This window comes from Polymorphospora sp. NPDC050346 (genome assembly GCF_040655695.1).
In the GTDB taxonomy this organism is placed as follows: Bacteria; Actinomycetota; Actinomycetes; order Mycobacteriales; family Micromonosporaceae; genus Polymorphospora; species Polymorphospora lycopeni.
Window position 1 is genome coordinate 560414 of the sequence record NZ_JBFAKM010000001.1, and the last position, 13379, is coordinate 573792.

Sequence of the window (13379 nt, forward strand, 5' to 3'; positions counted from 1 at the left end):
CGAAGCAGACAAACGTCTGTCGATCACGACCACCGCACACATATGCTCGCCACCGCGACAGCTCGGACCGAACCTGAGGACACCGTGAGCCCATCGTCAAACCCGTCAGCCGAAGCGGGCTCCTGGGAACGGCTCGAAGCCTTCAGCCGGCTGGCCGGCCCGCTGCGGGAAGTGCCGACCGACCGGCCCTACCGGGTCCGCTACCGCGACATGCGCAAGACCGACGGCCTCGGCCGGCTCAGCAAGGCGGTCTTCATCGCCGTACTCAACCTGACCTTCGAGGGCCTCTTCGTCTTCTGGCTGTTGCGGCCGGGCCACTTCGCCGAACCGAACCCGGGCCGGTGGGAGGCCGTCGCCAACGTCTTCGTGATCTGCTCGATCGGTCTGGTCGAGCTGCTCCGACTGATCAATGTGGTGTCGCTGTCGCTGGCCTCACTGGCCGCCCGCGACCCCGTGCCGGTCGCGCCCGACAGCACGATGCGGGTCGCCTTCCTGACCACGATCGTGCCGAGCAAGGAGCCGCTGTCGGTCGTACGCGACACCCTGCGGGCCGCCCTGCGCATCCGGCACCGCGGGGTCTTCGACGTGTGGCTGCTCGACGAGGGCAACGACCCGGCCGTCATCGCGCTGTGCAAGCAACTCGGCGTACGGCACTTCTCCCGCAACGGGATCGAGCACTACAACCAGCACAAGGGCGCGTTCCGGGCCAAGACCAAGCACGGCAACTACAACGCCTGGGTCGACCGGCACGGCGACGAGTACGACGTCTTCCTCTCCGTCGACCCCGACCACGTGCCGCTGGCCAACTTCGCCGAACGCATCCTCGGCTACTTCCGCGACCCCGACGTGGCGTACGTCGTCGGCCCGCAGTGCTACAAGAACAGCGAGACCTTCGTCACCCGGGCCGCCGAATCACAGCAGTTCCCGTTCCACAGTGTCATCCAGCGGGCGGCCAACCGATACAACGCGGCGATGCTCGTCGGCACCAACAACGCCATCCGGATCTCCGCGCTGCGCAGCATCGGCGGCCTCAGCGACTCGATCACCGAGGACATGGCCACCGGGCTGAAGCTGCACACCACCCGCAACCCGCAGACCCGGCGGCGCTGGAAGTCCGTCTACACCCCCGACGTGCTCGCCGCCGGTGAGGGGCCGTCGAGCTGGTCCGACTACTTCAGCCAGCAGCGCCGCTGGTCGCGGGGCACCTTCGAGATCCTGCACGGCGAGTTCTGGAAGCGGGTCTTCCGGCTCTCCCCCGGCCGGCTGCTGCACTACGGGCTGATCACCACCTTCTATCCCTCGATGGCCGTCGGCTGGCTACTCGGCGCGGTCAACGCGATCCTGTTCCTGGCGCTGGGGGTCAGCGGCATCATCGTCGCCCCCACCATCTGGTTCGCCCTGTACGTCGACGCCACCGCCTTCTCGCTGTGGCTCTACCTGAGCAACCGGCGCTACAACGTCAGCCCGTACGAGGCGGAGGGCTCCGCCGGCCTCAAGGGCATGCTGATGTCGGTCATCTCCGCACCGATCTACGCGGCGATGCTGGTGAGCACGTTCCTGCGCCGGCCGGCCCGGTTCGTCGTCACCCCCAAGGGCGAGTCGTCGAGCAGCGACGGCCTGCGTACGTTCCGCAACCACATCGGCTGGATGGTGGTCTTCGCCGGGGCGCTGGGCGTCGCGTTCGCCCTCGGCCACGCCGCACCGGCCGCCCTGCTGTGGCCGACCGTCGCACTGCTCGTGTCGATCACGCCGATCGTGCTGTGGCGCCGCGAGGTGTGGCAGTCGAAGCGGGCCGGCCAGGCTCGACCCGCCCGGCCGGGTACGCCCGACCACGCCGGCGACATCACGATGGAGATCCCGAAGATCGTCCTTCAGGACGAGCTGGCCCGGCAGCCACGTACCCCCGCCCAGCGGGGGCCGGTCGCCGACCGGCCGCGCCCGGCCAGCCGGATCGAGCCGGCGATCGAGACCGTACGGATCCCGACCCAGACGGCGACGGCCACGCCGATCCAGCTGGCCCCGAGCGCCACCCCGGCCGTACCCGCGGCCACCGGCCCGTCCGCCGGTTCGCCGCTGGCGCCGGCACCCGACCCGGCGGGCCCGGTGGCACTGTCGATCTACCCTCGGACGCATGGCGAACGCGACTTATGACCGGCGGGAACAACTCCAGCAGATCGAGTCCGGCCTGCTCCAGAACGAGCAGATCATCGCGGTCTACGACGCGATCGGCGTCGGCACCGGCTTCATCGGCCTCACCAACCGGCGGGTGATCCTCCAGGACAAGTCGTTCGTCGGCAAGAAGATCGCGATCACCAGCATCCCCTACTCGAAGATCACCAGCGTCAGCGTGGTGAGCAACCGGTCATGGACCGGCAACTTCTTCTCCACCGGGGCGATCGCGATCCACGTCGGCACCCACACCTACGAGATCGAGTTCCGGGGCGACCAGAAGAGCCACCACGTGCACAACGTGATCCTCCACTACATCTCCTAGACGCGCCGCCGCGCTCTCAGCCCGCCCGGCGCTGGAGCGTGTAGACCCCGGCCCCGGCGGCGACGACCGCGGCCCGCTCCGCCACGCCCGACCGCTCCGAGGTCGCCTCGATCCGTAGCTGGAGCGGCCCGACCGCGACCGTGATCGCGGTGCCGGGTACGACGACCAGCCGCAGCGCCGTCCCGTCCCGGTCCGGATCAGCCGCCCCGTTCGACAGGTCGTCGACCGGCACCGGCGGCCGGATGGCGGCGGGCAGCCGGCCCGGTGCCCGACGGTTCACGTAGAAGCCGAGGTCGGCGTCGCTGGCCGCGCCGAGCACGGCGCGGAACGCCGCCCGGTAGTCGGCGCCCGGCCAGCGGTATTCGCCGCGTTCGAGCTTGCCGACGTAGTTGCCGTCCAGGCCGCCCACCCGTCCGGTCACGGCGAACATCCGGGCATTGACCGCCTCGGCCAGTTCCTGACGGGACATCGCCCGGCCCGAGCCCGACGTGGACGGCCGGTTCAGCCGGGCATTCCGCAACAGGTCGTTCGCCTGCCCCATGTAGATCTCGCTCTCTCCCACCGGTCCGACCGGCGGCGCGACCGTCGAGGATCGACGGACGCACCGTCGGTGCGTAGTCAACCGATCACGGAAGCGACCCGCAAGGGTTCAAACCGTGGCCGTCGGACCCCGCCGCTAAGCTCCCCGGATGCCGACGAGACCGACGAACGAGTGGCGCAGACGGGTCGACGAAGAGGCGACCGCCATGGCCGACGGATCGCTGCCGGCCGAGAAGGCATACGCCCACCGGCTCTGGCCGGAACAGCTCATCACCGACACCGAGGCGGTGCTCACCGCCTTCGAGGCCGACGTCCGCGCCCTGACCGCCCCCGACGACAAGCAGGTCTTCGAGGTGGTGCGACGCGTCGTCGAGGCACTGAACGAGGTCAACTACCGGCAGACCGGGACCGGTATCGAGACCGGTGAGCGCGAGGAGTTGTGCCTGTACATCGACGACTCGCTCACCGACGCGGGAGTCGACGTGGCGGCACTGACCGCCCGACACGGCATGCCCCGCCACGAACTCACCGACGAGTGGCGCGACTGGTGACCGCCGACCGCACACGTTGAAGCGGAACCTGGACCGTCGCTTCCGCAACCCGCGACAGGCTGACGCGCTGGTCAGGCTCAGTTCGGGGCGCCGGGAGGTTCCGTCGCTGGCGACGGGGCTTCCAGTGGTCGACCCCGGGCGTGCCGGGCGTCGGCCAGGGCCATGCCGAGAAGGATTGCGAGGGCGCTTGTCCCCGCGATCAACGGTGTGGTGAAGGCCAGCGGCAGCGCCGCGGCCGCCAGAGCCGCGATGCCGATGAGCCTGCTTCGGGAGACCCGGTTGAACACCACGCGTTCCAGTCCGATCCGACCGATGACGAAGACGATCGGCCCGCCGAGGATCACGACCAGCCAGGCTGGGCGCATGTGGTCCACCGGGTGGGTCACGACAAGTTCGTAGCCGATCGCCACGAGCACGATGCCCAGGACCATCAGCACATGGGCGCGCCCGACATTGCGGCCGGCTCTGACCCGGTCTCCGGCCGCGTCGCGGCCTCGGGAAGCACCTGCCCCGCCCGGTAGTAGTAGATCCGCCACAGGAACACCGTGGTGGCGAAGCCGACCACCAGAGCAAGCGCCGCGGCCAGTGACACCGGCGTCCGGGTGTAGGTGAGCCCCAGCGCCAGCACGCTCTCGCCGAGTGCGATCAGCAGAAGTTGTTCGTACCGCTCGGCGAGGTGATGGGTCTTGGCGGGGTCCCAGGCGCTGTCCAACTGCCGGCCCATGCCGGGCACCGGCCAGGAGAAGCGGGCCGCCACGAGATCGATCGCGATGGCCACCGCCCACAGGCCCACTCTGGCCCCGCCCTGGACCAGGATGCCGGCCAGCCACGGCACGGCCGAAACGGTGAACCAGATCGCCGACCGGATGTACAGGGCTCGCTGCAGGCGATCCCGCAGGAGCCCGACGAGGACCAGGGGCCGCCCCACCTGAAGGACCACGTACGGTACGGCGAACGCATAGCCGCGTTCGATGAACGCGTAGGGCAACGACGATGCCATGAACACCACGCCGAGTGCGGTGAGCAGCACCACCACCTGGACGGCCGGTCGCCGCGGGTCGAAGCGGCTGGTGATGTGGGAGGTGGTCGTCCACAACCACATGATCGGCAGGACCAGCACCAGGACATACAACAGCCCCGCCCACGGCTGGAGGAAGCTGTCGGCGGACATGTCCAGCACGACCCGCGAGACGACCCCCAGCAGGGCAAAGACCAGCACCAGGTCGAAGAACAACTCCAGGAAGTTCGCCCGGCGCGTCAGGCCTGCCGCGCTCGCCGAGCTGCTTTCCACCTTCTGACCAGGAGATTGCTGGTTTCGGCCACGTCCGGTCGACCGGCCACCGGCCCTACCATCAGCCACCGACTCATTCTTCAGCCCGGCAGGCCCGAGGAGGCGGAAAAACGCAAAGTGCGGCTCTCGATCGACGGACTCGTCAAGCCGGACATGTCACCCACGTCCCGAGACTGATCCCTGGTCTCGGGAACGGGCCGGATTCAGACGTTGAAGCGGAACTCGACGATGTCGCCGTCCTGCATGACGTAGTCCTTGCCCTCGATCCGGACCTTGCCCGCCGCCTTGGCGGCCGACATCGAGCCGGCGGCGACCAGGTCGTCGAAGGAGACCACCTCGGCCTTGATGAAGCCGCGCTGGAAGTCGGAGTGGATGACGCCGGCGGCCTCCGGCGCGGTCGCGCCGATCGGGATCGTCCAGGCCCGGGCCTCCTTCGGCCCGGCGGTCAGGTAGGTCTGCAGGCCCAGCGTCCGGAAGCCGACCCGGATGAGTTGGTGCAGGCCGGGCTCGGCCTGGCCGATCGACTCCAGCAGTTCGCGGGCCTCCTCCTCGGGCAGGTCGATCAGCTCCGACTCGACCTTGGCGTCCATGAAGACCGCCTCGGCCGGGGCGACCAGCGCCCGCAGCTCGTCGAGGAACGCCGCGTTGCCGAGTTCGGCCTCGTCGACGTTGAAGACGTAGAGGAAGGGCTTGGTGGTGAGCAGGTGCAGCTCGCGCAGCTCGGCGAGGTCGATGCCGGCCTTGGCCGCGCCGGCGTAGAGCGTGGTGCCGCCGTCGAGGAGTTCGGCGGCCTGCTTGGCGGCGGCGGCGATCCCGGCCCGCTCCTTGCGTACCCTGGCCTCCTTCTCCAGCCTCGGCAGCGCCTTCTCGAGGGTCTGGAGGTCGGCGAGGATCAGCTCGGTGTTGATCGTCTCGATGTCGTCGGCCGGCGACACCTTGCCGTCGACGTGCACGACGTTCGGGTCGGAGAAGGCGCGTACGACCTGGCAGATCGCCGAGGCGTCGCGGATGTTGGCGAGGAAGGCGTTGCCCCGCCCCTGCCCCTTCGAGGCCCCGCGCACCAGGCCGGCGATGTCGACGAACGAGACCGGCGCCGGGATGATCTTCTGCGATCCGTGGATCTCGGCGAGCTTCTCCAGCCTGGGGTCGGGCAGCCCGACGACACCGACGTTGGGCTCGATGGTGGCGAACGGGTAGTTCGCGGCGAGCACGTCGTTCTTGGTCAGGGCGTTGAACAGGGTGCTCTTGCCGACGTTGGGCAGGCCGACGATGCCAAGCGAGAGGGTCACGTCGTCCGATCCTACGGAAGCCCGCCCGGCACCCGCGCAGGCAGCACCGGGTGGCCGCCGGGACCGGCACGATCAGGTCCGATTTCCGCGAGTCACCCGGCCCACCGGCGAGGCAGGATCGATGGCGTGGACCTGGACTTCGAACGGTGCTACCGGGCGGTCGACAGCCGTGACCAGCGGTTCGACGGCCGGTTCTACACCGGTGTCACCTCGACCGGCATCTACTGCCGGCCGTCCTGCCCGGCGGTCACCCCGAAGCGGGAGAACGTCGGCTTCTACCCGTCGGCGGCGGCGGCCCAGCGCGCCGGCCTGCGGGCCTGCAAGCGTTGCCGGCCGGACGCCTCCCCCGGCTCGCCGGACTGGGACGTCCGCGCCGACCTGGTCGGCCGGGCGATGCGGCTGATCGGCGACGGGGTGGTCGACCGCGACGGGGTGCCGGGCCTGGCCCGGCGGCTCGGCTACACCGAACGGCACCTGGGCCGGATGCTCACCGAACAGTTGGGCGCCGGCCCGCTGGCGCTGGCCAGGGCCCAGCGCGCCCAGACCGCCCGGATCCTGGTCGAGACGACCGACCTCGGCCTCGCCGAGATCGCGTTCGCCGCCGGATTCGGCAGCGTACGGCAGTTCAACGACACGATCCGTGAGGTGTACGGGACGGCGCCGTCCGGCCTGCGGGACAGCGCCCGGCGGCGGCCCGGCCCGGAACCGGCCGGCGGGGCGATCGCGCTGCGGCTGGCGTACCGGTCGCCACTGCACGCCGGGGCGTTGCTGGACTTCCTGCGGCTGCGGGCGGTGCCCGGCGTGGAGGAGATGGAAGGCGACACGTACCGGCGCGGGCTGCGGCTGCCGCACGGACTCGCCACGGTCGAACTGACGCCGCGCCCCGGGCACGTGGCGGCGACGCTGCGGCTCGCCGACGTACGCGATCTCGCCCCGGCGGTGGCCCGGTGCCGCCGGCTGCTCGACCTCGACGCCGACCCGGAGGCGGTCGACGGCACGCTCGCCGCCGACCCGGCACTGGCCGGGGCTGTCGCCGCCGAACCCGGCGTACGCGTGCCACGCTCCGTCGACGGCTTCGAGATGGCGGTACGCGCGATCGTCGGCCAGCAGGTTTCGGTCTCCGGTGCCCGTACGGTGCTGACCCGCCTGGTACGGGCGGCCACGCCGGACGGGGCCGGCGACGGGTTGGTGCCGTTCCCGTCCCCGGAGCGGCTGCTCGACCTGCCCGACGAGGTGTACGCGATGCCGGCGGCCCGGCGGGAGACGATCCGGACCCTCGCGGCGGCCGTCGCCGGCGGCACCGTCGACCTCGATCCGGGTGCCGACCGGGCGGAGACCGTACGCCGGCTGACCGAACTGCCCGGGATCGGCCCGTGGACCGCCGGATACGTCGCGATGCGCGCGATCGGCGACCCGGACACGTTCCTTCCCACCGACCTCGCCGTACGCCGGGGAGCCGTCGCACTCGGCCTGCCCGGTGAGGCGAAGGCACTCGACGCGTACGCGGCCCGGTTCCGGCCGTGGCGGTCGTATGCCGTGATCAGACTGTGGCGCGCCGCGCCGGACAAGGGAGTCACCTCATGAACAGCAGCACCATCGACACGCCGGCCGGGCCGCTGACCATCCTCGCGAGTCCGGACGGGGCGGTCCGCGCGGCCGGGTTCACCACCGACGTCCCGGCCCTGCTGGCGCTGGTGCACCCGGACCTGCGGGCCGAACCACGGCCGCGACCGGACCTCGGGCCGGTGACCGCGGCGGTCCGGGCCTACCTGGACGGCGACCTGACCGCGATCGACGCGGTGCCGGTCGAGCAGCGCACCGGCGGCGCCTTCATGGCCCACGCGTGGGAGACGCTGCGCCAGGTGAAGCCGGGCGGGCCGGTCACCTACACCAACTACGCGGAACTGTCCGGACGGCCGGCCGCCGTACGGGCCGCCGCGGCGGCCTGCGCCCGCAACGCCGCCGCCCTGTTCGTGCCGTGCCACCGGGTGCTGCGCACCGACGGCACGCTCGGCGGCTACCGCTGGGGCCGGCCGGTCAAGCGCTGGCTGCTGGACCACGAGGCAGCCGGATAACCAGGTCGTCGCCGTCCAGGGCCGGCCGTAGCATCGGGCGCATGACTGATACGGGCATGAACGAGCGAAGCGAGGGAATCAGCCAGCTCAGTTCAAGAGGCGTATCCGCCGAGCGAAGCGAGGTGGGTACGCCCGCGCGCGCCGGGACTCCTGAGCGTCCGACCCTGGACGGCATCGAGGAGACCTGGTCGCGGCGTTGGCAGGAGGCGGGCACGTATGCGTTCGACCGGTCGAAGGACCGCTCGGACGTATACGCGATCGACACACCTCCGCCCACCGTATCGGGCGAACTGCACATGGGGCACGTCTTCTCGTACACGCACACCGACACCGTCGCCCGCTACCAGCGGATGCGGGGCCGCACCGTCTTCTACCCGATGGGCTGGGACGACAACGGCCTGCCGACCGAGCGCCGGGTGCAGAACGTGTACGGGGTGCGTTGCGACCCGTCGCTGCCGTACGACCCGGCGTGGCAGCCACCGGCCGTCCCGGTCGACGACCGGGCCCGGAAGAACCCGGTGTCGATCTCGCGGCGCAACTTCGTGGAGCTGTGCGAGCGGCTGACCGTCGAGGACGAGAAGGTGTTCGAGACGCTGTGGCGGCGGCTCGGGCTGAGCGTCGACTGGTCGCTGACGTACACGACCATCGGGCCGGTGGCCCGGGCCACCTCGCAGCGGGCGTTCCTGCGCAACCTGGCGCGCGGCGAGGCGTACTCGGCGCAGGCACCGACGCTGTGGGACGTCGGTTTCGGCACCGCGGTCGCCCAGGCCGAGTTGGAGGACCGGGAGCGGCCGGGCGCCTACCACCGGCTGCGGTTCCACGGCCCGGCCGGGCCGGTCGAGATCGACACCACCCGGCCGGAGCTGCTGCCGGCCTGCGTGGCGCTGGTGTGCCACCCCTCCGACGGGCGCTACGCGGACCTGGTCGGCCGCACGGTGCGTACGCCGCTGTTCGACGTCGAGGTGCCGGTGCACGCCCATCCGCTCGCCGACCCGGAGAAGGGCACCGGTCTGGTGATGGTGTGCACCTTCGGTGACCTGACCGACGTGACCTGGTGGCGGGAGCTGCGCCTGGACACCCGGGTCGTGATCGGCCGGGACGGCCGGCTGCTGCCGCAGGCCCCGCCCGGGGTGCCGGCCGGGCCGTACGCGCCGATCGCCGGCTCGTCGGTCAACGCCGCCCGGCGGGAGATCGTCGCCCGGCTGGCCGCCTCCGGCGACCTGGTCGGCGAGCCACGGCCGATCACCCATCCGGTGAAGTTCTACGAGCGCGGCGACTCGCCGCTGGAGATCGTGTCGACCCGGCAGTGGTACATCCGCAACGGCGGCCGGGACACCGACCTGCGGGAGGAGTTGCTGGCCCGGGGCCGGGAGCTGAACTGGGTGCCGGCGCACATGTGGCACCGCTACGAGCACTGGGTGGGCGGCCTCACCGGTGACTGGCTGGTCAGCCGGCAGCGCTTCTTCGGCGTGCCGGTGCCGGTCTGGTACCGGCTCGACGACGCTGGCGAGCCGGACCTGTCCCACCCTCTCACGCCCGACGAGTCGCTGCTACCGATCGACCCGACCTCGGACGTGCCGGCCGGATACACCGAGGCGCAGCGTGGGCGGCCGGGCGGGTTCGCCGCCGATCCGGACGTCATGGACACCTGGGCGACCTCGTCGCTCTCGCCGCAGATCGTCGGCGGCTGGGAGACCGATCCGGACCTGTTCGCCCGGGTGTTCCCGATGGATCTGCGTCCGCAGGGGCAGGAGATCATCCGTACCTGGTTGTTCTCCTCGGTCGTGCGGTCCCACCTGGAGCACGGCGTGTTGCCGTGGCGGGACGCGGTGCTGTCCGGCTGGATCCTCGATCCGGACCGCAAGAAGATGTCGAAGAGCAAGGGCAACGTCGTCACCCCGATGGCGCTGCTGGAGCAGCACGGCTCGGACGCGGTGCGCTACTGGGCGGCGAACGGGCGGCCCGGCACCGACCTGGCGTTCGACCCCGGCCAGATCAAGGTCGGCCGGCGACTGGCGACGAAGCTGCTCAACGCGTCGAAGTTCGCCCTCGGGCTCGGCGCCGCCGACGCGCTGCGCGCCGAGGTGACGCACCCGCTGGACCGGTCGATGCTGGCCGGGTTGTCCGAGGTCGTGGCCGCCGCGAGCGCGGCGTTCGACGCGTACGACCACACCGCCGCGCTGCAGGCCACCGAGGCGTTCTTCTGGACGTTCTGCGACGACTACATCGAGTTGGTCAAGGAACGTGCCTACGGCTCGGGGCCGGCGGCCGACTCGGCGCGGGCGGCCCTGGCCACCGCCCTGTCGGTGCAGCTACGGCTGTTCGCGCCGGTGCTGCCGTACGTGACCGAGGAGGTCTGGTCGTGGTGGCGGTACGGGTCGGTGCACCGGTCGCCGTGGCCGACGACGTACGAGGTGCGCCGGGCCGCGCAGGACGGTGACGCCGACCTGTTGCGGCTCGCCGGTGAGGCGCTGACCCAGGTCCGGCGGGCCAAGTCGGAGCGCAAGCTGTCGATGCGTACGGACGTGCCGCTGGCGGAGGTGCTCGGCCCGGCGGCGATGCTGGAGCGGTTGGCGCTGGTCGGGGACGACCTGCGGGCGGCGGGCCGGATCGGCAAGCTGGACTTCCTGCCGGACCGCACCACCGAACTCGTGGTGGCCTGCGCGTTCTGACAGCGCGGTTCGGGTCTCGGTCCCGACCGGCTGCACCGTGGGGCGAAGGAGATGGCGAACGCTCGATCGCGATGGTCGGCGCGCCTCATGTCCCAAGGTGATGTCCCAGCAGGTCGGGACCGCTGCCTCCGGACGGAAGCGATCGCGCGCGCCCGGGACGCCGGGATCGGCTGACCCCGCGACGAACCCGGCAACCCGTCACGCCGGCCCCGTCCGGGGTGCGGCCGGGGTCACCAGCCGCGCAGGAAGCGCAGCCCGAGCAGGAAGGTGACCACGGCCGGTCCGACGAGCAGGGCGATCGCCTGTAGGCGGTACTGCATGCGGTGCCGGACGAGTTCCAGCGCGTTGAAGAAGACGATGACGGCGGCGAGCATCATGAACCCGCCCCACCAGTGGACCCCGGTCAGCTCCACCCAGTCCAGGACGATCAGTTGGAGGGTGATGCCGACCGCCGCCCCGGTCGACGCCAGCATCGCGACCACCCGGTGCAGTCCCCGGGCCAGCGGATGCTCCAACTGCCAGCCGTACGTGCCGGCGACGGCCAGGCAGGGCAGCACGACCATCAGCGGCCACCCCCGGCTCATCACGCCGAACATCAGCAGCGCGCCGACGGCGAAGACGAGGCCGCCGACGCAGGCGATGACGTAGCCGGCGAAGGCCCGGTTGCCGCCCCGGACGACCAGGGGACCGCCGGTGGCGGCGATCAGTGCGCCGGGTACCAGCACGAAGCCGGCCCACCAGTGGAACTGGCCGAGGGCCTGGGACGCCGAGTTGACCGCGATCACGGCGAGGGCGGCGACGACCGTACCGCCGATCCAGCCGGCGGCGGTCCGCCGGGACCGTCCGGGCCGCTGGCCGGACGCGGGCCGGCGGCCGGTCGGGGTACGGGTGCCGGGCCGCTGCGGGCCGGTGGGCGACTGGTCGGCCGACGGTCGGGTCTCCACACTCACACCTGCGAACTCTGCCTCTTCCGGCCCGGGGGCGCCATCCGGCTAGCCCTACCCGCCGGTTCGGGTTGTCCGGTCCGGGCGAACCCGGATGCGGGCCGATACCGCAGAACCGACGGTACGGGTCACCGGCTCCCGGCGCTGCGACTTCCGGCGGTACGGGTCCGTTTGGCATGCTCCACCGGGTGGAGCCCTCGACACTGGCCGTGATCGTCGTCTGTCTGGCCGCCGGAGCCGCGCTGGGGTGGTTCGCCGCCCGGGCCCGGTCGGCGACCGAGATCGCCCGGCTCGACGCCACGCTGCGGGCGACCCGTGACGGCGAGGGCCGGCTGGAGCAGTCGATGCGGGCGCTGTCGTACGAGGCGACCGCGCAGTCGCAGGAGGCGGTGGCGCGGGCGGTCGCGCCGCTGCACGACACGTTGCGCCGGTACGAGCAGCGGGTCACCGAACTGGAACACGATCGCGTCGACGCGTACGCCGAACTGCGTGAGCAGGTCCGCTCGATGAGTCAGGTCTCCGGTGAATTGCGGACCGAGACCAAGCAGCTGGTGGCGGCACTGCGGGCGCCGCAGGTACGCGGCCGGTGGGGCGAGCACCAGTTGCGGCGGATCGTCGAGGCGGCCGGGATGCTGGAGCACTGCGACTTCTCCGAGCAGGTGACCGGCACCATTGACGAGCGGCTGGTCCGCCCCGACCTGGTCGTACGTCTCCACGGTGGACGGTCGGTGGTGGTCGACGCGAAGGCGCCGTTCGACGCGTACCTGTCGGCGATGGAGGCGCGCGACGAGCGGGGTCGTGACACGCACCTCGACGCGCACGCCCGGCACCTGCGGGCGCACGTCGACGCGCTGGCGGCGAAGTCGTACTGGGCGGCGTTCGACCAGGCGCCGGAGTTCGTGGTGCTGTTCGTGCCCGCCGACCCGTTCCTCGACGTGGCGTTGCAGCGTGATCCGGCGCTGCTGGAGCACGCGTTCGCCCGCAACGTCGTGCTGGCGACCCCGGCGACGCTGGTGGCCCTGCTGCGGACGGTCGCCTACTCGTGGCGGCAGGAGGCGCTGGCCCGCAACGCGGTGGCGGTGCATTCGCTGGCCCGGGAGTTGTACGGCCGACTGTCCACGTTGGGTGACCACGTGTCGAAGCTGGGTGCGTCGCTCGGCTCGGCGGTGACCGCCTACAACCGGGCGGTGGGTTCGCTGGAGGCGCGGGTGCTGGTGAGCGCACGCAAGTTGGCCGATCTCGGGGTGTCCGGCGACGAGTTGCCGGTGCCGGCGCAGGTCGAGGTGACACCCCGGCAGGCGCAGGCTCCGGAACTGGTCGATCAGCCGATGGCGGTACGCCTGCCCGAACCGGCCCGTGGGCCCGACCGAACACACTGATCAGCCGCTCAGGACAGTTTTCCACGGTGGAGTGTCGCCTTTCCGACGGCGGCCGGTGACCGATCCACCACCACCGGCCTGACCTGCGGCGGAGCAGATTCGAGCCCGGAAAGTCCACTTTCTACGCAAGATCCCAGCCTGACA

11 protein-coding genes and 1 pseudogene are annotated in these 13379 nt (G+C 71.4%); 7 read left to right on the forward strand and 5 right to left on the reverse strand.

Annotation, left to right across the window (positions count from 1 at the left end):
• The first annotated feature begins 84 nt into the window (after positions 1 to 84).
• Positions 85 to 2151 carry a glycosyltransferase family 2 protein gene (locus tag AB0I42_RS02345; RefSeq protein WP_357533361.1) on the forward strand — a complete coding sequence of 689 codons (2067 nt, stop codon included), beginning with the start codon at positions 85 to 87 and terminating at the stop codon, positions 2149 to 2151.
• Positions 2132 to 2494, forward strand: a complete 363-nt coding sequence (locus AB0I42_RS02350) for a PH domain-containing protein (RefSeq protein WP_357533362.1) — start codon at positions 2132 to 2134, stop codon at positions 2492 to 2494. Before AB0I42_RS02345 ends, AB0I42_RS02350 begins: the two co-directional genes overlap by 20 nt.
• A gap of 271 nt (positions 2495 to 2765) precedes the next feature.
• Here the strand turns inward: AB0I42_RS02350 and AB0I42_RS02355 are convergent.
• A pseudogene (locus AB0I42_RS02355) lies at positions 2766 to 2963 on the reverse strand (transcriptional regulator); the annotation flags it as partial.
• Positions 2964 to 3183: 220 nt separating this feature from the next.
• On the opposite strand from AB0I42_RS02355, the gene AB0I42_RS02360 reads away from it, so the two are divergent.
• Positions 3184 to 3585: a hypothetical protein gene (locus AB0I42_RS02360; protein WP_357533363.1), complete on the forward strand. Its 402-nt coding sequence runs from the start codon at positions 3184 to 3186 to the stop codon at positions 3583 to 3585.
• 77 nt (positions 3586 to 3662) lie between these two features.
• Here AB0I42_RS02360 and AB0I42_RS02365 read toward each other — a convergent pair whose 3' ends face one another.
• The 3 genes from AB0I42_RS02365 to ychF form a co-directional block, all read right to left on the reverse strand.
• Entirely contained in the window at positions 3663 to 4016 is a 354-nt protein-coding gene (locus AB0I42_RS02365; RefSeq protein WP_357533364.1) for a low temperature requirement protein A, read from the reverse strand.
• Positions 4016 to 4876 (reverse strand): low temperature requirement protein A, encoded by an 861-nt coding sequence (locus AB0I42_RS02370; RefSeq protein ID WP_357533365.1) that lies wholly within the window; start codon positions 4874 to 4876, stop codon positions 4016 to 4018. The genes AB0I42_RS02365 and AB0I42_RS02370 overlap by 1 nt, the downstream gene beginning before the upstream one ends.
• Positions 4877 to 5079: 203 nt before the next feature.
• On the reverse strand, positions 5080 to 6165 hold the full coding sequence (gene ychF / locus AB0I42_RS02375) for a redox-regulated ATPase YchF (protein WP_357533366.1): 1086 nt from the start codon (positions 6163 to 6165) through the stop codon (positions 5080 to 5082).
• Positions 6166 to 6291: 126 nt separating this feature from the next.
• Between ychF and AB0I42_RS02380 the strand changes: the two genes are divergently transcribed.
• Genes AB0I42_RS02380 through valS form a run of 3 tightly spaced genes read left to right on the forward strand, consistent with a single transcriptional unit; the run spans position 6292 to position 10912 of the window.
• Positions 6292 to 7749 (forward strand): AlkA N-terminal domain-containing protein, encoded by a 1458-nt coding sequence (locus tag AB0I42_RS02380; RefSeq protein WP_357533367.1) that lies wholly within the window; start codon positions 6292 to 6294, stop codon positions 7747 to 7749.
• Complete coding sequence (locus AB0I42_RS02385) at positions 7746 to 8240, forward strand: methylated-DNA--[protein]-cysteine S-methyltransferase (protein WP_357533369.1); 495 nt, start codon at positions 7746 to 7748, stop codon at positions 8238 to 8240. Before AB0I42_RS02380 ends, AB0I42_RS02385 begins: the two co-directional genes overlap by 4 nt.
• A 41-nt stretch (positions 8241 to 8281) precedes the next feature.
• A complete protein-coding gene (gene valS / locus AB0I42_RS02390) occupies positions 8282 to 10912 on the forward strand; it encodes a valine--tRNA ligase (protein ID WP_357533371.1) in 2631 nt (876 codons plus the stop codon).
• Between the two features lie 230 nt (positions 10913 to 11142).
• Here the strand turns inward: valS and AB0I42_RS02395 are convergent, their stop codons facing one another.
• The gene (locus AB0I42_RS02395) at positions 11143 to 11856 is read right to left on the reverse strand and encodes a hypothetical protein (protein WP_357533373.1); all 714 of its coding nucleotides are present in this window, start codon (positions 11854 to 11856) and stop codon (positions 11143 to 11145) included.
• A 176-nt stretch (positions 11857 to 12032) separates the two neighbouring features.
• On the opposite strand from AB0I42_RS02395, the gene AB0I42_RS02400 reads away from it, so the two are divergent.
• Positions 12033 to 13235 carry a DNA recombination protein RmuC gene (locus tag AB0I42_RS02400; RefSeq protein ID WP_357533375.1) on the forward strand — a complete coding sequence of 401 codons (1203 nt, stop codon included), beginning with the start codon at positions 12033 to 12035 and terminating at the stop codon, positions 13233 to 13235.
• The last annotated feature ends 144 nt before the right edge of the window (positions 13236 to 13379 follow it).

What these genes read in the sequence shown, in the direction of transcription:
- AB0I42_RS02365 (WP_357533364.1), bottom strand. Translation starts at nt 4,016, where the DNA reads ATGGTCCTGGGCATCGTGCTCGTGGCGATCGGCTACGAACTTGTCGTG.
- valS (WP_357533371.1), top strand. Translation starts at nt 8,282, where the DNA reads ATGACTGATACGGGCATGAACGAGCGAAGCGAGGGAATCAGCCAGCTC.
- AB0I42_RS02385 (WP_357533369.1), top strand. Translation starts at nt 7,746, where the DNA reads ATGAACAGCAGCACCATCGACACGCCGGCCGGGCCGCTGACCATCCTC.
- AB0I42_RS02360 (WP_357533363.1), top strand. Translation starts at nt 3,184, where the DNA reads ATGCCGACGAGACCGACGAACGAGTGGCGCAGACGGGTCGACGAAGAG.
- AB0I42_RS02400 (WP_357533375.1), top strand. Translation starts at nt 12,033, where the DNA reads ATGCTCCACCGGGTGGAGCCCTCGACACTGGCCGTGATCGTCGTCTGT.
- AB0I42_RS02350 (WP_357533362.1), top strand. Translation starts at nt 2,132, where the DNA reads ATGGCGAACGCGACTTATGACCGGCGGGAACAACTCCAGCAGATCGAG.